This is a genomic window from Roseobacter sp. OBYS 0001, assembly GCF_019654895.1.
Taxonomy (GTDB): domain Bacteria; phylum Pseudomonadota; class Alphaproteobacteria; order Rhodobacterales; family Rhodobacteraceae; genus Roseobacter; species Roseobacter litoralis.
In genome coordinates, this window is sequence record NZ_BPES01000009.1 from 74,444 (window position 1) to 97,548 (window position 23,105).

General features: G+C 59.1%; 21 protein-coding genes. 11 read left to right on the plus strand and 10 right to left on the minus strand.

Annotation, left to right across the window (positions count from 1 at the left end):
* Nucleotides 1-294: 294 nt before the first annotated feature.
* From K5Q35_RS16275 to rbfA, 5 genes are all read right to left on the minus strand, one after another.
* Complete coding sequence (locus K5Q35_RS16275; protein WP_220800325.1) at nt 295-876, minus strand: DUF1643 domain-containing protein; 582 nt, start codon at nt 874-876, stop codon at nt 295-297.
* Nucleotides 877-1,052: 176 nt separating this feature from the next.
* The gene (locus tag K5Q35_RS16280) at nt 1,053-1,541 is read right to left on the minus strand and encodes a hypothetical protein (protein WP_220800326.1); all 489 of its coding nucleotides are present in this window, start codon (nt 1,539-1,541) and stop codon (nt 1,053-1,055) included.
* Nucleotides 1,542-1,727: 186 nt separating this feature from the next.
* Complete coding sequence (gene truB, locus K5Q35_RS16285) at nt 1,728-2,639, minus strand: tRNA pseudouridine(55) synthase TruB (protein ID WP_220800327.1); 912 nt, start codon at nt 2,637-2,639, stop codon at nt 1,728-1,730.
* A 105-nt stretch (nt 2,640-2,744) separates the two neighbouring features.
* A complete protein-coding gene (locus tag K5Q35_RS16290) occupies nt 2,745-3,485 on the minus strand; it encodes a phosphodiester glycosidase family protein (RefSeq protein ID WP_220800328.1) in 741 nt (246 codons plus the stop codon).
* Nucleotides 3,482-3,904: a 30S ribosome-binding factor RbfA gene (gene rbfA, locus K5Q35_RS16295; RefSeq protein WP_044025440.1), complete on the minus strand. Its 423-nt coding sequence runs from the start codon at nt 3,902-3,904 to the stop codon at nt 3,482-3,484. Before rbfA ends, K5Q35_RS16290 begins: the two co-directional genes overlap by 4 nt.
* Nucleotides 3,905-3,992: 88 nt before the next feature.
* Here rbfA and dapB point away from each other — a divergent pair, with 88 nt between their 5' ends.
* Complete coding sequence (gene dapB, locus K5Q35_RS16300; RefSeq protein WP_220800329.1) at nt 3,993-4,811, plus strand: 4-hydroxy-tetrahydrodipicolinate reductase; 819 nt, start codon at nt 3,993-3,995, stop codon at nt 4,809-4,811.
* A gap of 89 nt (nt 4,812-4,900) precedes the next feature.
* Complete coding sequence (locus tag K5Q35_RS16305) at nt 4,901-5,257, plus strand: hypothetical protein (RefSeq protein ID WP_013963674.1); 357 nt, start codon at nt 4,901-4,903, stop codon at nt 5,255-5,257.
* A 65-nt stretch (nt 5,258-5,322) separates the two neighbouring features.
* Here the strand turns inward: K5Q35_RS16305 and K5Q35_RS16310 are convergent, their stop codons facing one another.
* Complete coding sequence (locus tag K5Q35_RS16310) at nt 5,323-5,517, minus strand: DUF1674 domain-containing protein (RefSeq protein ID WP_013963673.1); 195 nt, start codon at nt 5,515-5,517, stop codon at nt 5,323-5,325.
* 85 nt (nt 5,518-5,602) lie between these two features.
* Between K5Q35_RS16310 and K5Q35_RS16315 the strand changes: the two genes are divergently transcribed.
* From K5Q35_RS16315 to K5Q35_RS16345, 7 genes are all read left to right on the plus strand, one after another.
* A complete protein-coding gene (locus K5Q35_RS16315) occupies nt 5,603-6,874 on the plus strand; it encodes an RsmB/NOP family class I SAM-dependent RNA methyltransferase (RefSeq protein WP_220800330.1) in 1,272 nt (423 codons plus the stop codon).
* A gap of 107 nt (nt 6,875-6,981) precedes the next feature.
* Nucleotides 6,982-8,727, plus strand: coding sequence for a heparinase II/III family protein (locus tag K5Q35_RS16320; protein WP_220800331.1), 1,746 nt, complete (start codon nt 6,982-6,984; stop codon nt 8,725-8,727).
* Between the two features lie 19 nt (nt 8,728-8,746).
* Nucleotides 8,747-10,333, plus strand: a complete 1,587-nt coding sequence (gene purH / locus K5Q35_RS16325) for a bifunctional phosphoribosylaminoimidazolecarboxamide formyltransferase/IMP cyclohydrolase (RefSeq protein WP_220800332.1) — start codon at nt 8,747-8,749, stop codon at nt 10,331-10,333.
* Between the two features lie 14 nt (nt 10,334-10,347).
* Nucleotides 10,348-10,833, plus strand: a complete 486-nt coding sequence (gene lspA, locus K5Q35_RS16330) for a signal peptidase II (protein WP_220800333.1) — start codon at nt 10,348-10,350, stop codon at nt 10,831-10,833.
* Between the two features lie 65 nt (nt 10,834-10,898).
* Entirely contained in the window at nt 10,899-11,399 is a 501-nt protein-coding gene (locus tag K5Q35_RS16335; protein WP_013963668.1) for a DUF3035 domain-containing protein, read from the plus strand.
* A 117-nt stretch (nt 11,400-11,516) separates the two neighbouring features.
* Nucleotides 11,517-12,851, plus strand: a complete 1,335-nt coding sequence (locus tag K5Q35_RS16340; RefSeq protein WP_220800334.1) for a pitrilysin family protein — start codon at nt 11,517-11,519, stop codon at nt 12,849-12,851.
* On the plus strand, nt 12,851-14,167 hold the full coding sequence (locus tag K5Q35_RS16345) for a M16 family metallopeptidase (RefSeq protein WP_374758639.1): 1,317 nt from the start codon (nt 12,851-12,853) through the stop codon (nt 14,165-14,167). The genes K5Q35_RS16340 and K5Q35_RS16345 overlap by 1 nt, the downstream gene beginning before the upstream one ends.
* A 42-nt stretch (nt 14,168-14,209) precedes the next feature.
* On the opposite strand, the gene K5Q35_RS16350 is transcribed toward K5Q35_RS16345, so the two are convergent.
* Both K5Q35_RS16350 and deoC read right to left on the minus strand, forming a co-directional pair.
* Nucleotides 14,210-16,552, minus strand: a complete 2,343-nt coding sequence (locus K5Q35_RS16350) for an aldehyde dehydrogenase family protein (protein WP_220800336.1) — start codon at nt 16,550-16,552, stop codon at nt 14,210-14,212.
* A gap of 27 nt (nt 16,553-16,579) precedes the next feature.
* A complete protein-coding gene (gene deoC / locus K5Q35_RS16355; RefSeq protein WP_220800337.1) occupies nt 16,580-17,584 on the minus strand; it encodes a deoxyribose-phosphate aldolase in 1,005 nt (334 codons plus the stop codon).
* A gap of 131 nt (nt 17,585-17,715) precedes the next feature.
* On the opposite strand from deoC, the gene mutL reads away from it, so the two are divergent.
* Nucleotides 17,716-19,545 carry a DNA mismatch repair endonuclease MutL gene (gene mutL / locus K5Q35_RS16360; protein WP_220800338.1) on the plus strand — a complete coding sequence of 610 codons (1,830 nt, stop codon included), beginning with the start codon at nt 17,716-17,718 and terminating at the stop codon, nt 19,543-19,545.
* Complete coding sequence (locus K5Q35_RS16365; protein WP_220800339.1) at nt 19,542-20,777, plus strand: DNA recombination protein RmuC; 1,236 nt, start codon at nt 19,542-19,544, stop codon at nt 20,775-20,777. Before mutL ends, K5Q35_RS16365 begins: the two co-directional genes overlap by 4 nt.
* Before the next feature lie 90 nt (nt 20,778-20,867).
* Here K5Q35_RS16365 and uxuA read toward each other — a convergent pair whose 3' ends face one another.
* Together uxuA and K5Q35_RS16375 are read right to left on the minus strand one after the other, a co-directional pair.
* On the minus strand, nt 20,868-22,055 hold the full coding sequence (gene uxuA / locus K5Q35_RS16370) for a mannonate dehydratase (RefSeq protein ID WP_220800340.1): 1,188 nt from the start codon (nt 22,053-22,055) through the stop codon (nt 20,868-20,870).
* On the minus strand, nt 22,052-23,104 hold the full coding sequence (locus K5Q35_RS16375; RefSeq protein ID WP_220800341.1) for a Gfo/Idh/MocA family protein: 1,053 nt from the start codon (nt 23,102-23,104) through the stop codon (nt 22,052-22,054). Before K5Q35_RS16375 ends, uxuA begins: the two co-directional genes overlap by 4 nt.
* Nucleotide 23,105 lies beyond the last annotated feature (1 nt).

The following is a 23,105-nucleotide window of genomic DNA, read 5'->3' on the forward strand; positions in this document are numbered from 1 at the left end:
GTTCGTCTTGCTGATCTTGATCGCCGTCAAGCGCATCGACATTCGGGCCGTCTCAGGGCTGAAAGATACAGATGGAGGCCGCGCTGACACCTACTACGCCCATCAAACCGGCTAACCACAGCATACGCGACCTCTGTTTGCACAAAACACGTCAACAAATCACTCAGGGGTGTTTTAATTCGAAATTGTAACTGGCGGGTTAACCAAGACGTGCCGCACAACTCTTTGGTTTGTGGATGCCTCATCTATGCATCGCACTGCTTGCAAGACCCATCGGTGGATGCTTTGCTTGGATCAGTCCGGTGCGTTCAGGAAACTCGGGAAAGAAATCCTTTGGGTATCATCGCGAATATAAAGCGGATGCTGGGCCGAGCCGTCCTTGTTGAGCTTGAGACAATTCAGAGGCTTGCCTGTCTCTCTCAGCGCACGAACCGTCCGCATAACGATATCCAGATAGCGTTTGTGCAGCTTCCCGTACGCCATCAATATCTCATCGACCTGCGCGGCCTCTGTCAAAACATGCGGCAGGTTGTCCGGACTACAGGCAAGGCTGGGATCATGTGGCACGTCTTTGGGGTTTGTCGCGCGCCAGTCCAGAATGTTGGTTTTCACATAGCCTGTGTACCCCCACCGCTTGGCAAAACGTACCTCTTTATTGCAGGTTGGGTCTGATACTTCCGCGCTGGCCACAGAGGGGTTTTGGCCAACAAACATGATCGTCCGCGGCTGCTTGCCTTGTGGGGTCCAGTCGCGGGTAAGTACATGGCGGTATCGGCCACAAGCGGAGAAAGTCGCGCCCCCCGTGACGCCGTCGCCGAGGCGCAGGTGCACCTTGCCACCGGGGTCATGAAGGGCAGCGGTAGTGTCATTTCTCATCTGCTCAACTCGCTGGTTTTCTATTTAACTTACCGTGATGCATTTCACCTGTAAGCGGAAGGTCACAAAGGAGACGGGCAAACAGGCCTGAAGCCTTGAAGCCCGTCCGCCCGGCGTAACACCACAAAACGCAAAGACCGCCCCGATAATCGGGACGGTCTTGCTCAGGGTTTGGATTAGCTGAGCGCAAGCTGCGCGCGCTTGGGCAGTTCCATGACCACGCCCTTGCTTTCCAGTATTGCTGCGGCGACCAGAGCATAGACAATGTGGCCCCAGAGCGCGACCCAGGTGATGCCGGTAAAGCCCAGAAATGGTTTCATTCCAGCCACCAGATGCGCCATGCCGTATAGTGCGAAGGCCCATAAGGCGACACCGTAGACGGCAGCTGTTATGCTCCAATGCAGCTTGGGCAAGATGGCGATCTGCACCGGGCGGGCGATGGCGAAATACCCAACGACGTAAAAGATCAGGCCGGTTATGCTGTGCAAGAGGTAAGCGGCCCCGGCAGGGTTCGTACCGAACACGGATTTGATCGTTGCCCCGGCCAGACCCACAGGTGCCAGCTTGGCGTGACCGAAAAGGGGGCTTAGGGCTTGGCCAAAGACATCAAAAGCAATCGTTGCAAAGGCGCCGGCGGTGAGGAGTGTAAGAGCAGTGCGTTTCATATCGTGTGGTCCTTTTGGGGTCATTCCTGTTTCGATTGACCTCAATATGGGGATATGCTGCACAATTTGAACATCGTTCACGAACCGCTGATGCACTGGTCGGTTTTTGTAATAATCAGTGTAACAATGGCCTCGAATTGATGACGCGCGCGCGAGATTTGCGACGAATTGAAACAAACGGCCCCGTCAGTCTGGGGCGTTGATCACGCGCACCGGGTGCAATTCGCCGGATTTATATCGCCCGATGGCGATTGCGCGGTTCTCAAACGACGCCCAGCAGGTTTCGCCGTATTCAATGCCGCTTGCCATAACCATACCGGGGTTGCCGTTGCGCAGGCGCACAGCCCCCTCCGCAGTGGCCTTGACCTCGGGCATATCATCAAGCGCGGTTTCCAGAGGCTGGACATGCGCGTCAAGCTCAGGGGTTCTGGCGAGGGATTCGATCGTCTCAAGATCCGCTGCGTTTTCAGCATCAAACGGACCCGACCAGACCCGGCGCAAGGACCGCACATGCGCCAGACATCCCAGAGCAGCCCCAAGATCGCGCGCGATGGAACGCACATAGCCGCCCTTGCCGCAGACCATCTCAAGAAGCACATGATCCGCGTCAGGGCAGTCGATCAGCAGCAGGCTTTCTACATGGAGTGGCCGCGCCGCGAGGGTCATCTCCTCGCCATCGCGCGCACGTTTGTACGCGCGTTCGCCATCCACCTTCACGGCAGAGAATTGCGGCGGGACCTGTTCGATATCCCCGATGAAAGCGCTCAGCGCTTCCTTGATCTCATCATCTGTCGGGCGCAGGTCGCTTTGCGCGATCACCTCGCCCTCTGCGTCATCGGTGTTGGTCGCCTGACCCAGACGGATTTCAAACTCATAGGCTTTCAGCGCGTCCGTCACATAGGGCACTGTTTTCGTCGCCTCCCCCAAGGCCACGGCCAGAACGCCAGTCGCATCAGGGTCGAGCGTACCTGCATGGCCTGCCTTTTTGGCATCAAGCGCCCAGCGGACCTTGTTGACCACTGCCGTTGATGTGAGCCCTGCGGGTTTATCCACGATCAGCCAGCCGGAAATGTCGCGTCCCTTGCGCCTGCGCCCCATAGTGTACTCCTTTGATCTGTGCCGCGCTCTTATCGTCAGAAAAACGCGCTGCCCACCCCTGAAGTGACAGATGCGACGCTGCGGCGGCCCAAACAGAGGGCCATTCTAGTCGGCAGGTTCGACGACACCAATGATTGGCCCGAGGGCAAAGCCAAAATCACGTCTGCCCAGGTCAGGTGCATAAAGTCGCGACACCTTGCCGTCGAAATACAAGGCGTTCGGAACGCCGATATAATCGCGAAACAGTGTTCCAAAACTATGAAAGTTCACGGGCTGATCCGATATGGCGAAGACCACACGCTGCCCATCGGCTGACGTTCCGACACCATTGCGAATATTGAGCGATGTTCCGTCCGCCAGAAACCTCGGGTGGAGCGCGCCGTTTATCACCAGCATCGGACCCGATTGGGTCGCATGTTTGCAGGCCGGCGCCTCGTCGATATAGGTGAGGGTTTCAAACACATCCGTGCGGCCCTCACGCACACATAAGACGCCGTTCGGCAAGAGCCCGAAATTGCCGGGGCCAGCGTTGGGAATGACCCGCATGATCTCTTCGCCGTTTTCGACGTAGTGCCCCACCGGAGAGCGATCATCGTGATACATGCCTGCATTCATGGCAAAGACCAGCTTTTCGCCACGCTCTGACAGCGCCCGGTCTACGGAAGTGAACTGGCCGAAAATCTCGCCCGCATCATCGCGCAGGAACAGGTCAAGCTGCTGTGTGCCGGCGTCGATTTCACAGATGGTATATTGCGCGCTGTCGTGTGTGATCTCTTCGCAAACCGCAGCCCCCAAGGCGCTGGCAGTTGCGAAGAAAAACAAGGCCATGCACCCAAAGCGGGTCATTCGGTGTCGCTTTCTCCCGCCGGCACGGTGCTGGTGTCGCGCTTGACTTCGGCGCGGTTGAGCATTTCGCGGGTTTCATCCATCCGATCAAAGGTCTCATCCAGTTGAAACCGCAGGTCAGGCGCGAATTTCAACGTCAGCTTTTTGGCCACCAATCGCCGTAACTCGCCCTTGTTGCGGGCCAGAAGGGCGATGACTTCATCCCGGCCCTGACCGCCGAGGGGCAAGACATAAGCGGTCGCGATCTTGAGGTCCGGGGAGACGCGCACCTCGCCCACGGTCACCGACAAGCGGTTCAGGTCAGTGTCATGCACGTCGCCGCGTGCCAGAACATCCGACAGTGCACGCCTTATTGTCTCTCCGACACGGAGTTGGCGTTGTGACGGGCCGGGGCCGGTGTGAAATTTGTTCTTTCCCATGAATTTCATTTACGCCGTTGTGGGCCCTTTGCCAAGCGGTGCCGCGCAGGCTAAGACGCCCCTTGAGCGACAGATGCAGGAGGGCGCAATGACAACACCCATGAAGATTGCCATCACCGGTGTGTCCGGGCGTATGGGCCGGATGCTGTTGGAAACCATCGACGCCTCCGATGCCGTGACCGTGTCCGCCGCATTGGAACGACCGGGTCATGACTGGATCGGTCGCGATCTGGGTCTGGCGCTGGGCGGTGCAGAACGGGGTGTTCTGGTAAGCGATGACATCGACAGCGCGTTGGCGGACAGTGAGGCGGTGATTGATTTCACCAGCCCCGCCGCGACGATCCGTTTTGCGCAGGCCGCAGCGCGGGTGGGCGCCGTTCATGTTATCGGCACCACTGGTATGACAGAACAGGAGATCGCACAGCTTGATGCGCAGTCGGCGGGTGCGGTGATCGTTCGCGCGGGAAACATGAGCCTTGGTGTGAACCTGCTTGTGCAGCTTACAAAACGCGTGGCGGCGGCGCTGGACGATGATTTTGACATTGAGATCATCGAATCCCACCACAATCAGAAAGTAGACGCCCCCTCGGGCACCGCGCTGATGCTGGGGGAGGCGGCAGCAGAGGGGCGTGGTGTGTCGCTTGATGCGGTGTCAGATCGCGGGCGCGATGGTCTGACTGGCGCGCGCCAAAAGGGTGACATCGGTTTTGTTTCTGTCCGCGGGGGCGACATCGTCGGGGAGCACGACGTTCTGTTCGCGGCACTTGGCGAACGAATCACCCTGCGTCATGTGGCCTCTGACCGATCTGTCTTTGCGCGCGGTGCGCTCAAGGCGGCGTTGTGGGCGCGGGGCCGCGCGCCCGGGGCCTATGACATGCTGGATGTGCTGGGGCTGAAAGATGGCTGATGCCTGCCGGATTTTTTCTACTCGAAAAATGATCTGATCTTGAGTGAGCTGCGTAGTCATAGAAAGCAAATCAAGCGGAGTAAGAAACAATGCGCATTGCTCTATCATCCCTCACGATCGCAGCAACACTGATCGCGGCACCCGCCTTTGCAGAGTTTTCCAAGGTCGATGACCAATCCGAATTTATGGAGCTGATCAGTGGAAAAGAATTGCGCCGCCCCTTTGTCAATCTGGAAGTCACGCCCGATGGCTCCATCAGCGGATACGGCGCGGCATGGCCGGTGACGGGAAACTGGACGTGGAGAGACGGCTATTTTTGCCGGGATATCTTTTGGGGCGGTGACCCGCTGGGCTATAACTGCCAGGAAGTTCAGGCAACAGAAGACCGCATTCGCTTTACATCCGACCGGGGTGCGGGCGATTCGGCTGAATTCCGTCTGAGGTGACAGTGTTTCCGTGACCGCAGGTTGGTCCAGCGATCTGAGACGTCAGCAAAAAACAGGGCATCGCGTCAGAAATCGACGGCGATGCCTTTTCTTTCCCAATCCCCGTAACGCACGGGTTCAGGCCCCTCTCTGCCGCCAAGTTCCGGGGGCAGGTTTATGTCTTGTGCCTTTTTGCGCCGGGCTTCGGCCTCGGCGAGTGCGCGTTGCGCGGCGGGTGGCAGATCGCTCATGTCTTGCGTGTCATCACTGTCTTGGGTCATTTCGCTCTGTCCTCTGGCTTGCGTCTTGATATACGTCGCGCTGCGGGGCAGGCAAGGCACCCGTGTGGCAAGGAGCACCCAATAGATGGCAGACACAGGCCTCCCGGCGCGCAGAAGCGCTGTCTACCTGCTGGATCAGATCCTTGGTGAAGGCCGCCTGATGTCGGAACTTCTGACAGCGGGCACGCTCGATAAGCTGGAACCCGAAGACCGCGCGCGCGCAGCCCGGCTGGCACAGGACACCCTCAGAGGGTTGGAGCGCGCAGATCGTATTCTGCAAAAACACCTGTCCAAATATCCGCCTTTGACGGTGCGCAACGCGTTGCGTGTCGGTGCCTTTGAGCTGTGCACCGGAACTGCCGCGCATGGGGTGGTGAACGCGATGGTGGAATTGGTGTCGCGCCACAAACACTACAGTCACCTTAAAGGGCTGACGAATGCTGTTCTGCGCAAAGTCGCCGCCGATGGCCCGACCGCATGGGATGCCTTACGCCCACCACGTCTGCCGAAATGGTTGCGTGGCCCGTTGGTCGAGGCTTGGGGCGCTGATGCAATGGCGCGCATGGACATCGCGCATTTTGCGGGTGCGCCGCTGGACCTGACCGCGAAATCCGACGCCCCCGCTGTTGCTGCGCTGACAGGTGGTACATTGTTGCCGACCGGGTCGGTGCGGATCGCAAATGCGGGTCAGGTCTCGGCCATGCCGGGTTTTTCTGACGGAACATGGTGGGTGCAGGATGCCGCTGCCGCCTTGCCCGTGCGCATTCTTGCGCCCCAGCCCGGCGAAACCGTGCTTGATTTATGCGCAGCCCCCGGTGGCAAAACGATGCAACTGGCGGCCGCGGGTGCGGTGGTCACGGCGGTGGATGATTCGTCCGTGCGCATGGGTCGGGTAGAGGAAAATCTCGCGCGGACGGGTCTCAAGGCCAAGACGCTGGTGCAGGACGCGCAGATCACGACCGGCACATTTGACGCGGTCCTGCTTGATGCGCCCTGTTCTGCGACGGGTACGATCCGCCGCCATCCCGATCTGCCACACGCCAAGGACGGGTCGGAATTTGGCGACTTGATTGCCATGCAGGCCGACCTCATTGATCATGCTTGGGGCTGTGTGAAACCCGGAGGACGCTTGGTGTTTTGCACCTGTTCCTTGCTGCCTGATGAAGGCGAAGTGCAGATTGATGACGCGCTGGAGCGGCATGCGGACATGCGTACGGATGCAGATGCACTGGAAATTCCCGGTGTCGATCCCGCGTGGCGCACCTCCGAGGGGGGGCTGCGGCTGCGGCCTGATTACTGGTCTGATCTGGGCGGTATGGATGGGTTTTACATCGCGGTGCTGCGCAAGGACGGATAGCCTTGCGCTCACACTGGGCAATCACCTGACAAAGAGCGGTGACTCGCAGCGGGCACCGCGCTATCATATCGCAAAGCGTCGTCAGAGCGCGCCAGGCAGAGATCACAATGTCACAGAGCAAGAGCTTTGCAGCCAAAAAGGTGCATTTTTTAAACCGGTGGCATGCCGCCCGCGCCGGGCGTATGCGTTCACGCGCGGTCGGGTTCGTGTCGACGCCCGAGCCGCGCACTATCGGCAGTTACGCGCGTGGCCGTCAGCTGCTGGCCGGTAATTTGCTGTTTGCGGGGCATCTTCTCGAACAAAAAAACGCGGACATCTGGGATCTCCCGCCGCCCAATGAGGAATTCACGTTAGAGCTGAGCGGATTTCAATGGCTTGACGACCTTGCTGCTGTTGGCGATGCGGCGGCCCGTGGGGTGGCGCAGGGCTGGCTGTGGGGATGGATCGAACGGTATGGGCGGGGGCGCGGCCCCGGCTGGACACCCGATCTGACCGGGCGTCGCCTGATCCGCTGGATCAACCACGCGATTTTCCTGCTGCGCGGCAGCGACGGTCCGGACAGCGACACGTTTTACCGCAGTTTGAACCAGCAGACGCATTTCCTGTCGCGGCGATGGCAGGGTGCCGCCAGTGGCCTGCCCCGGTTCGAGGCGCTCACCGGCCTGATCTATGCGGCCTTGTCGCTGGAGGGGATGCAGGCCATGGCAATGCCTGCTCTCAAAGGTCTGGCGCGCGAATGTCGTACGCAGATTGACGCGCAAGGGGGGCTTCCTTCGCGCAACCCCGAGGACCTGCTGGAGGTTTTCACGCTGCTGACGTGGACTGCGGCAACGCTGAAAGAGTCCGGATACACGCCATCCAAAGAGCATCTGGAAGCGATTGCACGGATTGCCCCAACGCTGCGCACCCTGCGTCATGCCGATGGCGGTCTGGCGCGGTTTCACGGCGGGGGGCGTGGGGCCGAGGGCTGGCTTGACCACGCCCTTGCGCAGGCGCGGATCAAGACACAGCAACCTGATGGGCTGTCGATGGGGTTTGCGCGTCTTTCGGCGGGGCGTACCAGCGTCATCATTGATGCGAGTGTCCCACCGGTCGGGCGCGCCTCGTTCAACGCGCATGCGTCAACACTGGCGTTTGAAGTCACCTCCGGGCGTCGCCCTCTGATCGTCAATTGCGGCTCGGGGCGCACTTTCGGCCCGGACTGGCGGCGGGCGGGGCGCGCCACGCCGTCCCATTCGACACTGGCGCTGGGGGGCTATTCAAGTGCGCGCCTTGGGTCTGCTGACCCTGCAACGGGTGGCGAGCCCTTGATCGAAGCGCCAACCCATGTGCCGATCGAGATCACGGATGCATCGGACGGCATCCGGTTTCAGGGCGGGCACAACGGGTTCGTGCCCACCCATGGCCTGACCCATGCGCGTACCCTTGAGATGACCTTTGACGGACGGGGAATCGCGGGCGAAGATATGCTGCTGGCCATGGGAGACGCCGAAAAACGTCGATTTGATCTGGCGCTTGATGCGACCAAACTGGCGGGTATCGGCTTTGAAATCCGGTTCCATCTGCATCCGGACGTCGATGCCACGATTGATATGGGGGGCGCTGCCATTTCCATTGCCTTGAAAAGCGGTGAAATTTGGGTTTTCCGCCATGATGGCAGTCAAAAGCTCAAACTTGAACCATCGGTCTATCTTGAGGTTGGCCGTTTAAAGCCGCGGGCGGCAAATCAGATTGTGCTTGTCGGTCGGGCTATGTCATATGCGACCCGTGTCAGGTGGTCTTTGTCAAAGGCGCAGGAAACTGCGATCGGGGTACGGGACCTGAGCCGGGACACACGGAATTACAACGACTAGATCGCTCAAAGGATCAGATATGACCGACCTTGCTCCGCTGCGCCGCGCGCTCCTTTCCGTATCAGACAAAACCGGGTTGGTGACGCTGGGGAAGGCGCTCGCCGCGCGCGGTGTCGAGCTTTTGTCGACCGGCGGCACGGCCAAGGCTCTGCGGGAGGCAGGGCTTGAGGTCAAAGATGTGGCCGAGGTCACGGGTTTTCCGGAAATGATGGATGGGCGCGTGAAAACGCTGCATCCTGCCGTGCATGGCGGATTGCTGGCGCTGCGCGACAATAACGACCATGTGGCGGCGATGCAGGAACATGGGATCGCGGGCATCGACCTGGTTGTTGTGAACCTGTATCCTTTTGAGCAGACGGTTGCCAAAGGCGCGCAATACGACGAAGTCATTGAGAATATTGATATCGGTGGCCCGGCAATGATCCGCTCTGCCGCCAAGAACCACGGATTCGTGAGCGTGGTGGTGGATGTGCAGGACTACGATGTCCTGATCGAGCAACTCGAGGCGCATGACGGGCACACGACATATGCCCTGCGCCAGCGCCTTGCCCAGACCGCATATGCGCGGACCGCTGCCTATGACACGGCGGTCAGCACCTGGATGGCATCACAGGTCGGTGAAACGCCACGACGGCGCAGTTTTGGCGGCACGCTGGCTCAGACCCTGCGGTACGGCGAGAACCCACATCAGGATGCGGCGTTTTATCTGGATGGATCGAACACCCCCGGCGTTGCCACCGCGCGCCAGCTTCAGGGCAAAGAGCTGTCATACAACAACATCAATGACACCGATGCGGCCTTTGAGCTTGTCAGTGAATTTGACCCTGCTGAGGGTCCTGCCTGTGCGATCATCAAACATGCAAACCCCTGTGGCGTGGCGCGCTCCGAAACGCTGACCGAAGCCTACAAGCGCGCCTTTGATTGTGACCGGACCTCTGCATTCGGGGGCATCATTGCCCTGAACCAACCGCTGGACGGGGCCACCGCCGAAGAGATTTCGTCGATTTTTACCGAAGTCGTCATCGCGCCCGGTGCGGACGCAGAGGCACAAGAGATTTTTGCCAAAAAGAAAAACCTGCGCCTGCTCACGACGGACGGGCTGGCGGACCCTTCGGCGGCAGGCTTGGCCGTCCGGCAGGTGTCGGGGGGGTATCTGGTGCAGGACAAGGACATCGGTCGCATTTTGGCGGAGGATCTGAAAATCGTCACCAAGCGCGCGCCAAGTGATCAGGAAATGGCTGATTTGATGTTTGCCTGGACCGTCGCCAAACACGTCAAATCCAATGCCATCATCTACGTCAAAGACGGCGCGACCGTCGGCGTCGGCGCCGGGCAGATGAGCCGGGTCGACAGTACGAGAATCGCCGCCCGCAAGGCGCAGGACATGGCCGAGGCGATGGGCCTGCCTGCGCCACTGACACAAGGGGCGGTCGTTGCCTCTGATGCGTTTTTCCCCTTTGCCGACGGGTTGATCACTGCAGCTGAGGCGGGGGCAACCGCGCTTATTCAGCCCGGCGGGTCGATGCGCGATGATGAGGTTATTGCCGCCGCAGATGAGGCGGGTCTCGCGATGGTCTTTACCGGCATGCGACATTTCCGGCACTGAACAAGGGGACCACCATGCGCTTGCTGTATTGGGCTGCTGTGATTGCGTTCGTCGTGGATCAGGTCAGCAAATACATCGTGATCCACATGATGGAGCTGTGGCGCATTCGTGCGGTGGATGTCTATCCGCCTTTTCTGAATTTTCGCTATGGCGAGAATAGGGGCATTAACTTTGGCCTGTTTGACGGGGGATCAGACGCCGCGCGGTGGGCTCTGATCATTATGGCGCTTGCGATCTGCATGGGCGTTTTCATCTGGTCGCGCAGATCGCACTTGGGTGGCTGGGCTGCGGTTGCGGCGGGTCTGTTGATCGGCGGTGCGCTTGCGAATGTGCTGGATCGGTTGATCTATGGTTATGTGCTCGATTTTCTGAACATGTCGTGTTGCGGTATCGACAATCGGTTCGTGTTCAATCTGGCGGATGTCTTTATTTTCATGGGTGCGATTGGTTTGGTATTCCTCGCGCCAGACCCCAAGGCGGATGCAAAAAAAGGCGGTTAAAAAAGGTCAGTGACAATGCCTGCTGCTCTGGCGTATTTAGATGTAACCGCAAGGAGACACGTTTCATGCGCATGAAAGTGCCATTTCTTTTGATCGCCATGACCCTTGGCGCCTGCTCCAATCAGGGGCTGCAAACTCTGACGTCCAACTCGCGGGGGCCTGACGAGTTCATCGTTGAGCCGAAAGCGGAACTGACGTTGCCGCCCGATTTCGCCAGTCTGCCGCAGCCGACGCCGGGGCAGGCAAACCGGACTGATACGGACCCTCTGGCGGAGATGGTCGTCGCGCTGGGGGGCAGGCCGGGGGATGCATCCGCGCCGGTGCCATCCTCGGATGGTGCATTGGTCACAGCGGCAAGTCGGTTCGGAGTGTACCCCGACATCCGCCAGTCGCTCGCGACCGAAGACGCGGAATTTCGCAGAGGGCAGTCGCGGTTCACGCAATTCAAGCTTTTTCCGGAGAACTTGTACAACCAAGTCTACAGCGGTCAGGCGCTGGACCCGCGTGAGACAGCTGAGGCATGGCGTCGCGCTGGCGCCCGTACGCCCAGTTTCCCACCTCAGTAATAACCTGAAATTAACAGGACGTCGCTCACTTTCGTGACAGCGTGCCTTGAACCATGGCTTTTGCAACGTACCTAACTGCGCAGACCTATGTGTTTTTACTTTGCGAAAGGATAGCACATGTTGCGATTTACCGCCTTTGCGGCGCTTTTGAGCCTGATACCCGTCACCGTGAGTGCCGGCGAAGAGTCGGTAACGACCTTTGCACTAGAGAATGGCATGCAGGTGGTTGTCGTCGAAGACCACCGTGCCCCTGTGGTTCAGCACATGCTGTGGTATCGCGCCGGATCAGCGGATGAGCCGAAAGGGTCGTCAGGTGTTGCGCATTTCCTTGAGCATTTGCTGTTCAAAGCGACCGATACGTTGGCTGAGGGAGAACTCTCGGCCACGGTTGCGCGAAACGGCGGGCGCGACAATGCGTTTACCTCCTATGACTACACCGCCTATTTCCAGCGCGTCGCGTCAGACCGGCTTGGGTTGATGATGAAAATGGAAGCGGACAGGATGAAGAACATTCGCCTGACCGAAGAAAACATCACGACCGAGCGCAACGTGATCATCGAAGAGCGCAATCAGCGCACCGAAAACAACCCCGGTGCTCTTTTTGGCGAGCAAATGAACGCGGCACAGTTCCTCAACCACCGCTACGGCGTGCCAATCATTGGCTGGATGCACGAGATGGAAACGCTGGATATGGAGGACGCGCTTGGATTTTACGAGATTTACTACTCGCCCAACAACGCGGTTCTGGTCGTGTCCGGTGATGTGACGCCCGAACAGGTGCGCGCCCTGGCCGAAGAACACTATGGTGTTATTCCGCGCAACCCCGACCTGCCCACCCGGCTGCGCACTGAAGAGCCACCGCAAACAGCGGAGCGGCGCTTGATCTACCGGGATGCGCGTGTTGCGCAACCTTACGTGCGCCGCTCGTATCTTGCGCCGGAACGCGACCCCGGCGCGCAGGAGACAGCGGCCGCTCTTGTGTTTCTGAGTGAGATTCTCGGCGGTGGAACAACGTCTTTCCTCGCGGAAGAGTTGCAATTCAACAATCAGGTCACGACATATGCCGCCAGTTTTTATCGCCCGGTATCGCTGGATGATACGACGTTCAATCTGATTGTTGTGCCAAGGCCCGATGTCACCTTGCAGGAAGCTGAGGATGCGATGGATGCCGCCCTCGTGAAATTCATGGAAACCGGCGTCGACCCTGAGCAGCTTGAGCGGATCAAGTTTCAAATCCGCGCGGATCAGGTCTATGCCCGCGACGATGTGGACCGGATCGCCAACCGATACGGGCAGGCACTGACCTCCGGGCTTACGGTTGAGGATGTGCAGGCGTGGCCTGATGTCCTGCAAGCTGTCACGGAAGAAGACATCATGGCCGCCGCACGCGAGGTTTTTGACCGCCGCGCGTCGGTGACAGGCTGGATCATGCGCGAAGAGGTTACACAATGATGCGATTGATGATGACAATTGCTGCGGTTCTGTGTCTGGCGCTCCCGGCGTCTGCGACCGTGGACATTAAGGAAGTCAACACGCCCGGCGGGCTGACGGCTTGGCTTGTGAAAGACCAGTCAATCCCTTTCATGGCGCTCGAAATCCGGTTCCGGGGCGGTGGTTCGCTGGATGTCGCGGGTAAACGCGGTGCGACCAACCTCATGACCGGGCTGCTGGAAGAGGGTGCCGCAGACATGGACGCGCGCGCATTTGCGCGTTCCGTCGAAGGGTTGGCAGCCTCGATCAGCTTTGGTCTGGATGATGATGCGCTGTCTGTTTCAGCGCGTTTTCTGACTGAGAACCGGGATGAAGCCGTCGCATTGTTGCGTGCGGCTTTGTTGGAACCCCGATTTGATGAGGACGCGATTGAACGGGTGCGCGAACAAGTGATCAGCGGTATCGAATCCAATGAGAAGGACCCGGATGCGCTGGCCAGCCGCGCCATGGACCAGATGATGTTTGGCGATCACCCATATGCCACGAATCTATCGGGGACCGTGTCGTCGGTTGAAGCGCTCACGCGCGATGATTTGGTGCAGGCGCACCGAAATCTGCTGACACGTGACCGCATTTACATCGGTGCGGTCGGCGACATCACCGAAGAGGAACTCGCCACTATGCTCGACGGATTGCTTGGTGCATTGCCAGAACAAGGCGCGCCCATGCCACCGCGTGCCGATGTTGAAATTACCGGTGGGATCACTGTGGTTCCCTTTGAAACACCCCAATCCGTCGCGCGCTTTGCGCAAAAAGGGATCAAACTGGACCACCCCGACTATTTCACCGCCGTTGTTCTGAACCATGTACTAGGCGGTGGATCATTCGAAAGCCGTCTGATGGATGAGGTACGTGCAAAACGTGGGCTCACCTACGGGGTTTATTCCTATCTTGCGGGCAAAGATCTGGCGGAGGTTTATGTCGGCTCGGTCAGTTCGGCCAACGACCGCATTGCGGAGGCCATCGACGTTATCCGCGATGAATGGGAAAAGGCAGCCACCGAAGGTGTAACGGCTGAAGAAGTCGAAAACGCCAAGACGTTCCTGACCGGGGCGTATCCACTACGCTTTGATGGCAACGGCCCGATCGCAAATATCATGGTGGGCATGCAAATGCTTGGTCTGCCGATCGACTATATCGCGACGCGCAATGAGCAGATCGAAGCGGTCACCGTTGAGGGCGTCAAACGTGTTGCAGGCGCGTTGCTCGAACCGGAAAACCTGCATTTCGTCGTGGTCGGGCAACCAGTCGGGCTCGAAAGCACGCCCGGCAACTAGAGCGTTAACAAGTCTGCCCCGACAAGTGCGGGGCAGACGGTCTTATTCCCCGTAAGGAATCCAGACGTTTTTGACCTCTGTCGCGGCCTCCAGAAAAAACCGGCCTTCAGCGTCCACGCCATACCAGTCTCGGGCCTGCCCATGGTTGACCCATGTGCGTTTGAGATTGCTGGCGGCGGCTTTTTCAACCGTTTCCGACAAGCCAGCCGCACCGAAACACCACGCCGTATCAACATCCATATGCCCCGCGAGCGGTGCGGCAATATCGGCATGATCACCGGTGAGAATATTGACGACACCGGCAGGAACATCCGAGGTTTCCAGCACCTGAACAAAATCCGTTGCCGCAAGCGGGAAGGGTTCAGATGCCGCCAGAATGACCCGGTTTCCCATCGCAATGGCGGGCGCCATGCAAGACACAAGCCCAAGCAGCGGGGCTTCATCAGGGCAGACCGCACCGATGACACCTACGGGTTCCTTCACCCCCAAGGCGACGCCGCGCAGGGGCACACCGTGTATCTGACCGTCGAATTTGTCCGCCCATGCCGCATAGGTAAAGAGCCGTTGTACCGTCGCCTCGACCTCAGCGGCACCGTTCGTTCCACCTTGAAGTGCGTTCAGCCGGGCGGCGAACTCCCCGGCGCGCGCCGACAGGTTCTCGGCGATGTAATACAGGATCTGCGCGCGCAGGTGCCCGGTTGTTTTTGACCAGGCCACAGCGCCATGCGCGGCCTCCACGGCATTGCGTACATCCTTGCGGTTGGCCAGCGACACATGACCCGCCAGCCCGCCCGATTTGTTGAAAACGGGCCTTGAATACCCGCCATCAGGGCGTGCCTGTTTCCCACCGATGTAAAGTTTCGCGGTGCGATCTATCGCGTCGCCTGGTGACGCTTTACCTGCAACGCGGGCGACTTTCCTCAGCCGCTTTGTTTTCGTTTTCGGCTTTGTGTAAGCGGCCAAACCTTCCCATCCACCTTCGCGTCCACAACCGCTTTCGCGCACGCCGCCGAACCCGGCTGCGGCGTCCATCATGTTCGTACCATTGATCCAGACGATCCCGGCGGCAAGTTTGGGTGCGATGTCCAATGCAAGGTTGATGTTCTCGCTCCAGACCGTCGCAGCAAGGCCATAGCGTGTGTTGTTCGCGAGCTGCACCGCCTCCGCCGGGGTGCGGAACGTGATTGAGACGAGAACAGGGCCAAAGATCTCTTCCTGCATCAACGTATCGGCGGGGTTGAGTCCGGTGATCAACGTGGGCGGGTAAAACGACCCTGTTTCCGGGATCGTGACCGCCGCCACATGGGTGTCGCCGGATCGGTTCGCTGATACGAGACCGGAAATGTGATTGACCTGAACCGGATCAACAATCGCGCCCACATCAATGTTCTTGTCCATCGGATCGCCCACGCGCAGCTTGTCCATCCGTGCGCGCAGTTTCCTGTAAAACACATCCGCCACAGGTTCGTGGACCAGCAGTCTTGAACCGGCACAGCATACCTGACCCTGATTGAACCAGATCGCATCCACCAGCCCTTCGACGGCGCTGTCGATATCGGCATCGTCAAAAACGATGTAGGGTGATTTGCCCCCCAGTTCCAAGGTGAGCGCCTTGCCACTGCCTGCCGTTTGTTCGCGAATGCGGCGGCCGACTTCGGTGGAGCCGGTGAAAGCGATCTTGTCGACTGGGGCAGCAACAACTCTTTCGCCAACCGCGCCGTCGCCGGTCACGATATTCACGACCCCCTTGGGCAGCCCGGCTTGCGTGCAAATCTCAGCAAACAGCAACGCTGTCAGAGAGGTGTATTCCGCTGGTTTCAACACCACCGTGTTGCCCATCGCGAGCGCGGGTGCGATTTTCCACGCAAGCATCAAAAGTGGGAAATTCCACGGGATGATCTGACCACAAACGCCAATCGGCGCGCGGTCTGCCAGTTCGGTCGGCATGAGCTGCGCCATGCCTGCGTGGAAATAGAAATGGCGTTGCGCAAGTGGGATGTCGATGTCGCGCGCCTCGCGAATGGGTTTGCCATTGTCGAGGGTTTCGAGCACCGCAAACAGCCTGCTGTGTTTTTGCAAAAGGCGCGCCAAAGCATAGAGAAAGCGCGCACGCCCATGCCCGCCCAGTTTTTCCCAGCGTGGTTGCGCGCGGCGTGCGGCAGCAACTGCGCGGTCCACATCGTCCTGTTTTGCTTGGCTGAGCCGCGCGAGCGTCTCGCCCGTGGCGGGGTTTCGCGTTTCGAACCCGTCGCTGGGGGGCGTAAATGCACCGTCAATGAAATGTCCGAAATGCCCGCCCTGTTCGGCGATCCAGGCCAGTGCGTCCGCAGCACTTTCAGGTGCCACGCCATATTCCATCGAAGCGAAGATATCAGATACGGTCATTGGAGGCTCCCGGCGCGGCGTGTTGGTTTAACTGGTGGCATGACGATACCCGGCTGAATACTGGCCGGTCACATGGTGTTCTAACTGCCGTTCGATGTCGTTGAGAAGTGAGGACGCGCCAAATCGAAAGAGGTTCGGCGCAAGCCACGCAGTGCCAAGCTCTTCCTTGATAAGCGCTAGATAGGTGATCGCGTCCTTGGCTTTTGAAATGCCCCCGGCCGGTTTGTAGCCGACGCGATAACCGCTGCGTTCGTAATAGTCCCGGATGGCGCGGATCATGACCAATGTGACAGGCAGCGTGGCGTTGACGCTTTCCTTGCCGGTTGAGGTTTTGATGAAATCGGCCCCGGCCATCATGCACACCATCGAGGCGCGCGCCACGTTGCGCAGGCTGCCCAATTCACCGGTTGCGAGGATGGCCTTTATATGCGCGCTTCCGCAGGCCGCTCGAAATGCGCGCATTTCGTCATAAAGTGCCTGCCAGTTGCCGGTCAGCACGTGGCGGCGTGAAATGACAATGTCGATTTCTGCCGCACCCGCTGCCACGCTCTCCTCTATTTCCGCGATGCGCAGATGCAGCGGGGAAAGCCCTGCGGGAAACCCCGTGCTGACCGCTGCCACCGGAATGCCAGACCCCTCCAGCGCCCGCAACGCCGCTGGGATCATTTCGTGATAGACACAGACCGCACCGGTTTTGATGTCATCCACGCCAAGTGCGCTCAGCAAGCTGTCTGATACCGGGTGCATCGCCTTGGCGCACAAACGTTCGACGCGCCGTTCCGTATCATCGCCAGACAGCGTTGTGAGATCGATGCACGTGATCGCGCGCAGCAACCATGCCGCCTGATGCGTCTTTTTGACAGACCTGCGTGCGGGTAATGTTGCCGCGCGGCGTTCAATGGCAGAGGTATTGGCCTGCAGGCTCATCACCCAATCCATGTCCAGATCCATCCCCGGATTGCGCGGCTCAACGACCTGCGGCAAGGATTGCTGCACGCTCTGCGATTGGGGGGCGGTATCGGTTGTTTCCATGATGCACATCCTGTGTCCGGGAGAGTCGGAAAGTCGCATGACCCAAGTATCTTGGCAAGCGGTCTGACATGTCTGTGGTTCCGCGTGTTACGGGTTTCAGAATCGTGCCAAGGCATGCTAAGTGTAGTGTCATGAGCGTAGCGAACCCCAATATAAGCGCGAGCCGCCCCGTTATCCGCCAGTTGGACGAGGGGGCCGTGAACCGCATTGCGGCAGGTGAGGTGGTGGAACGCCCCGCCTCTGCCATCAAGGAACTCGTCGAAAATGCACTCGATGCGGGCGCGCGCAAGATCGCGATTGATTATGGGGATGGTGGCAAGACGCTGATCCGGGTTCAGGACGACGGCTGCGGGATGACGGCCAATGATTTGCCCTTGGCCTTGTCGCGTCATGCCACGTCCAAGATTGACGGCAGTGATTTGCTGAACATCCAGACATTCGGGTTTCGTGGGGAGGCGTTGCCTTCGTTGGCGGCGGTCGGTCGCCTGGCGATTGTCACGCGCGCCGATGGCGATGACGGGGTCGAGGCGACTGTTGCAGGCGGGACTGAAAAACCCCTCAAGCCAGCGGCCTGCAACCCGGGGACGACGGTCACGATCCGCGATCTGTTTTACGCAACACCTGCGCGGCTGAAATTCCTGCGCAGTGATCGCGCCGAGGCGCAGGCGATTTCTGATGTGGTCAAACGCCTCGCCATGGCGGAGCCGTTCGTGCAGTTTGTACTGCGCGATGTCTCCGGCGATGGACCGGGCCGCGAAGTATTTCGCGCCGACGCGCAGCAGGGCGATCTGTTTGGAGCGTTGCATGGGCGGCTCGCGCGCGTTCTGGGCCGTGAGTTTGCCGAGAATTCTTTGGCAATTGATGCGGAACGTGAGGGTTTGCATCTCACTGGCTTTGCAGCCCTGCCGACCTATTCGCGTGGCTCAGCGGTCGCACAGTTTCTTTTCGTGAACGGGCGTCCGGTCAAGGACAAGCTGCTGGTTGGGGCGCTCCGGGGGGCCTATTCCGATTTCCTGAGCAGGGACCGCCACCCAGCGGCGGCGCTGTTTCTGGATTGTGATCCCAAACTGGTTGATGTGAATGTCCACCCGGCCAAATCAGAGGTGCGGTTTCGCGATCCCGGTATCGCGCGCGGCCTGATCGTTTCGGCGCTGCGCCACGCGCTGGCCGAGGCAGGCCATCGTGCATCAACGACCGTCAGCACAGCGACCCTTGGGGCGATGCAGCCCGAACCCATTGGCGCGCGCGTCTACCAAATGGATCATGCCTCAAGGCCGATGTCTGCGCCGCCGCAAACACCGGCTTTTCAGGAGGTAGCCGCGCCTTGGGGGCGTGTGGCAGAAACGGACCCTGACGGGGAAACTGCGGATGAACCTGTTGATTTTCCTCTCGGTGCCGCTCGCGGTCAGGTGCATGAAAACTACATCATTGCGCAGACTGCGACGGGCATGGTCATTGTCGATCAGCATGCCGCGCACGAACGTCTCGTCTATGAAAAACTGAAACGCCAGATGGCGGAAAATGGGGTCGCTTCGCAAGCCTTGCTGATCCCTGAGATTGTTGAACTGTCCGCCGCTGATTGCGCGTCTTTGATGCAGGTTGCTGATGATCTTGCCCAGTTGGGTCTGGTTGTGGAGCCCTTCGGCGGGGATGCGATCGCGGTGCGTGAGACACCTGCCATTCTCGGGTTGGTGGATGCACGCGCGCTGATACTGGATATTTTGGACGAGCTTGCGGATCAGAACACGTCTGACAACATACGCCAGCGTATAGATGCGATCCTGAGCCGTGTGGCCTGTCATGGCTCAATCCGCTCGGGGCGCTGGATGAAAACCGAGGAAATGAATGCGCTGTTGCGCGACATGGAAGCGACGCCGCATTCCGGGCAATGCAATCACGGGCGACCCACTTACGTTGAGTTGAAGTTGTCCGACATCGAACGCTTGTTTGGCCGCACATGATTGAGGTTGCAGGACAAACGATTAACCTCACAGACCCCATTGTTCTCGCGGCGATGGGCGGCGGCGCTTTGGTTTTGCTGATCCTTGTGCTGCTTGTGATGGCAGTGCGGGCCGCAGGTCGCTCGGCGAGATCGACGGAGCCTTTGATGCAGCAATTGGGTGTATTGGGGCAGCATGTCCAGCATCTTTCGGCGGGTCAGGAACAGCTGCGCGGTGGGTTGCAGACGGTGTCGGACACGCAGGCCAATGCGCAGACACAGGTGATACAAACGGTTGAGGCACGCCTTGCCGCCGTGCAGCAGCAGATGCAGGACCGGTTGGCGGACAACGCGATGCGCTCGCAGCGCGCAATGACCGATATGCAGGAACGCATGAAAGAAACGCTGCACGGGTCCAGCAAGCAGACGACCACATCGCTGACCCAGTTGCAGGAACGGCTGGCCTCTATCGACAAGGCGCAGGACAATATCACGAAACTATCCGGTGACGTATTGTCCTTGCAGGACATCCTCAGCAACAAACAAACGCGCGGTGCCTTTGGTGAAATTCAGCTGCACGATATTGTTTCAAAGGCGTTGCCGAACGACAGCTATGCCTTGCAGCATACCTTGAGCAATGGAAAACGCGCGGATTGTCTGATCCACCTGCCTAACCCACCGGGCCCGATTGTGATCGACAGCAAATTCCCGCTGGAGGCTTATGAACAATTGCGCGCTGCCAAGACGGAGTGGGACCTCAAAGACGCGGTTGCGAAAATGAAAACGGCCGTCACGAAACACATCAATGATATCTCTGACAAATACATCATTGAGGGCGAAACGGCGGATGGCGCGCTGATGTTTCTACCGTCCGAAGCTGTCTATGCTGAGCTTCATTCAAATTTCCCCGAGCTTGTGCGCAAGGGGTTCGACGCAAGGGTCTGGATTGTTTCACCCACCACATGTATGGCGACGCTGAACACGATGCGGGCCATTCTGAAAGATGCCAGAATGCGCGAACAGGCCGGTGCGATCCGCAAAACGCTCAAGATGCTGCACCGGGATGTGGAACTGGTGGTGGAACGGGTCGGCAAGCTGGATACGCATTTCAGACAGGCGCAGCGTGACGTGCATGAAATTAGCACAGCGGCAGAACGCGCAGGCAAGCGCGCGGTCAAACTGGACAACTTCGACTTTGAGGAATTGCCGCAGGAGGATGACACGATCCTCCCGCTCACCCGTACCGAAGCTTAAAGGGTCATGCCAAAAACCTGAATCACGTAAGGCTGCCTGAAACCAAAGATTTCAACGCGTTACGTGATACTTGATGTTTCGTCAGACGCTCTAGGCCGAGTCAAACGCCGCCATGATCCCGCGCAACTCCGCAAGGCCCCGCATGCGCCCGATCAGCGGATAGCCGGGCATGCTGCCGCCCCCCAGATCGCTGAGCAATTCCTGCCCATGGTCGGGGCGCATGGGGATTTCCCAATCTGACCGGCCTGCGTCCTTGCGACGTTTTTCTTCGGCCAGCAGCGCTTTGATGGTGGCGACCATATCGGTGTCACCCTCCAGATGCGCGGCCTCAAAGAAATCTGGTCGCGCCCGGTCCGATCCGGGTAGGCGTTTGGTATTGCGCAGATGCACGAAATGGATTTTGTCGCCAAGGCGGCTGACAAACTCAACCGGGTCGAAACCTTCCGCCACGCCGAGCGATCCGGTGCACAGTGTCGCGCCATTTGCCGGGCTGGGTACGGCATTCAGGATATGTGCATAGTCATCGGTGGACGACATGATGCGTGGCAGGCCAAGCAGTGAAAAGGGCGGATCATCCGGATGACAGCACAGGCGCAGGCCAAGATCTTCGGCGACGGGACATACCTCGGACAGGAAATCAATGAGGTTCTGGCGCAGTTGCGCGGGCGAAATGTCCTGATAGGTCGCCAGATGCGCCCGCACATCATCCGTTGTCCACTTGTCGTTGGACCCGGGCAGGCCCGCGACGATGTTGTTCTGCAGCGCGACGCGTTGCGTGTCAGTCAGCTCGGCAAATCGCTGTGCCGCCATTTCTTGCAGCTCTTGCGAATAATCCGAGGCTGCGCCGTCCCGTTGCAGAATATGCAGATCGAACACGGCAAAATCCAGAAAGCGAAATAGCATCGCCGTCCCGCCGTGGGGTTGCTTTGCGCGCAGTTCCGTCCGGGTCCAATCGAGGATCGGCATGAAATTATAGCAAATGGTGCTGATGCCAGCCGTTGCCAGATTGCGCAGGCTTTCCTTATAGGCCAGTAGATGATCTGCCATCTGCGGACTTTGTGTCTTGATGCTTTCCGACACAGGCAGGCTTTCGACAACCGCCCAGTCAAAGCCTTGTTGGTGCAGCATATCCTGCCGTTGCCGGATCGCTTCGGGCGTCCAAAGCGCACCGGGCAGGACATCATGCAGGGCGCTCACGATCCCTTGCACGCCGACCTGATGTAGATCGGGCAGGGCGATCTTGTCTGCGGGTCCGAACCAGCGCCAACATTGTTTCATGGTATCCATCCGTTGAATAAGGGGTGAGCCGATGGCAGCGGCAACGAAACGCGCGCGCCGCTCCTTGCAGAATGATATATCGCTGTCACCAGTTCAATGGAAGCCGCCCCATCCGCCAGTGGAACCGAATTCGAAGGCTGCCCGGCCAGATCAGCTGCGACCGCGCTTAAAAAACCTTCAAAACCCGGTGGTTCGATAGGTGCGCTTGCCAATGCGTTGTCGATTGTGGGCTGGTCTTTGGGATTTCTGGCTATGAACGACCAATCTGACGTGCCGGGCGCATAAGGGATTGTGCCCGATGTCGCCGTTAGCTTTTCAAACACGAACCTCAACCTCGTTTCATCCCTTGCAGCCCCAAGGGTGATGTTGCTTGTCGCTATTGCCCCATTCACCATTTCAAAGGTTATTGCCGCGCAATCTTCTGTTTCGATCGGATTGACGCGGGTGGTCGTCACCGCCGAAACGGATCGCACCGGCCCCATGAAATGCGTCAGTAGGTCATGAGCGTGGATGGCATGGCCCAAAACCACACCGCCCTGTTCGCCCGCCCATGTGCCGCGCCATGGTACGGCATAATAGTCGCCATCACGGGCCCAATGCGTTTCCATCGAAGCCACCAGCGGCTGACCCAAAAGACCTGCGCGTTGCAGGTGGCGCAACTGCGTAAAGGCCGGACCGTAGCGGTATTGGAAAACCGGATATACCGTCCGGTTGTGTTGTCTGGCGGACTGCGCGATCTGTTCTACCCCGGCGAGGCTGGTCGCCAGCGGTTTCTCACAGATGACATTTTTGCCCGCAGCCAGTGCCTCCAGCGTGACGGGCAGATGCAGGTGAGGGGGCAGGCAAATGTCGATAAGGTCAATGTCGGGCATCGCAAAAACGCGATCCCAATCGGGTGTAATCAGGAAATCATGCGTGCCACGCAACACCTCGGCACGGGTTTGATCCTTGTCCACAAGGGCCGCAACCCGGAACAGATGCGGCAGTGCCTGATAGGCGGCAAGATGTTGCGCCCCGATTCCGGCGCCAAGAATGGCAACATTCAACATG

What these genes read in the sequence shown, in the direction of transcription:
- K5Q35_RS16275 (WP_220800325.1), bottom strand. Translation starts at nt 876, where the DNA reads ATGAGAAATGACACTACCGCTGCCCTTCATGACCCCGGTGGCAAGGTG.
- K5Q35_RS16310 (WP_013963673.1), bottom strand. Translation starts at nt 5,517, where the DNA reads ATGACCCAAGACAGTGATGACACGCAAGACATGAGCGATCTGCCACCC.
- K5Q35_RS16365 (WP_220800339.1), top strand. Translation starts at nt 19,542, where the DNA reads ATGATTGAGGTTGCAGGACAAACGATTAACCTCACAGACCCCATTGTT.
- dapB (WP_220800329.1), top strand. Translation starts at nt 3,993, where the DNA reads ATGACAACACCCATGAAGATTGCCATCACCGGTGTGTCCGGGCGTATG.
- deoC (WP_220800337.1), bottom strand. Translation starts at nt 17,584, where the DNA reads ATGGAAACAACCGATACCGCCCCCCAATCGCAGAGCGTGCAGCAATCC.
- lspA (WP_220800333.1), top strand. Translation starts at nt 10,348, where the DNA reads ATGCGCTTGCTGTATTGGGCTGCTGTGATTGCGTTCGTCGTGGATCAG.
- K5Q35_RS16375 (WP_220800341.1), bottom strand. Translation starts at nt 23,104, where the DNA reads ATGTTGAATGTTGCCATTCTTGGCGCCGGAATCGGGGCGCAACATCTT.
- truB (WP_220800327.1), bottom strand. Translation starts at nt 2,639, where the DNA reads ATGGGGCGCAGGCGCAAGGGACGCGACATTTCCGGCTGGCTGATCGTG.
- uxuA (WP_220800340.1), bottom strand. Translation starts at nt 22,055, where the DNA reads ATGAAACAATGTTGGCGCTGGTTCGGACCCGCAGACAAGATCGCCCTG.
- K5Q35_RS16345 (WP_374758639.1), top strand. Translation starts at nt 12,851, where the DNA reads ATGCGATTGATGATGACAATTGCTGCGGTTCTGTGTCTGGCGCTCCCG.
- K5Q35_RS16315 (WP_220800330.1), top strand. Translation starts at nt 5,603, where the DNA reads ATGGCAGACACAGGCCTCCCGGCGCGCAGAAGCGCTGTCTACCTGCTG.
- K5Q35_RS16320 (WP_220800331.1), top strand. Translation starts at nt 6,982, where the DNA reads ATGTCACAGAGCAAGAGCTTTGCAGCCAAAAAGGTGCATTTTTTAAAC.
- K5Q35_RS16305 (WP_013963674.1), top strand. Translation starts at nt 4,901, where the DNA reads ATGCGCATTGCTCTATCATCCCTCACGATCGCAGCAACACTGATCGCG.
- purH (WP_220800332.1), top strand. Translation starts at nt 8,747, where the DNA reads ATGACCGACCTTGCTCCGCTGCGCCGCGCGCTCCTTTCCGTATCAGAC.
- K5Q35_RS16335 (WP_013963668.1), top strand. Translation starts at nt 10,899, where the DNA reads ATGCGCATGAAAGTGCCATTTCTTTTGATCGCCATGACCCTTGGCGCC.
- K5Q35_RS16340 (WP_220800334.1), top strand. Translation starts at nt 11,517, where the DNA reads ATGTTGCGATTTACCGCCTTTGCGGCGCTTTTGAGCCTGATACCCGTC.
- K5Q35_RS16350 (WP_220800336.1), bottom strand. Translation starts at nt 16,552, where the DNA reads ATGACCGTATCTGATATCTTCGCTTCGATGGAATATGGCGTGGCACCT.
- mutL (WP_220800338.1), top strand. Translation starts at nt 17,716, where the DNA reads ATGAGCGTAGCGAACCCCAATATAAGCGCGAGCCGCCCCGTTATCCGC.
- K5Q35_RS16280 (WP_220800326.1), bottom strand. Translation starts at nt 1,541, where the DNA reads ATGAAACGCACTGCTCTTACACTCCTCACCGCCGGCGCCTTTGCAACG.
- K5Q35_RS16290 (WP_220800328.1), bottom strand. Translation starts at nt 3,485, where the DNA reads ATGACCCGCTTTGGGTGCATGGCCTTGTTTTTCTTCGCAACTGCCAGC.
- rbfA (WP_044025440.1), bottom strand. Translation starts at nt 3,904, where the DNA reads ATGGGAAAGAACAAATTTCACACCGGCCCCGGCCCGTCACAACGCCAA.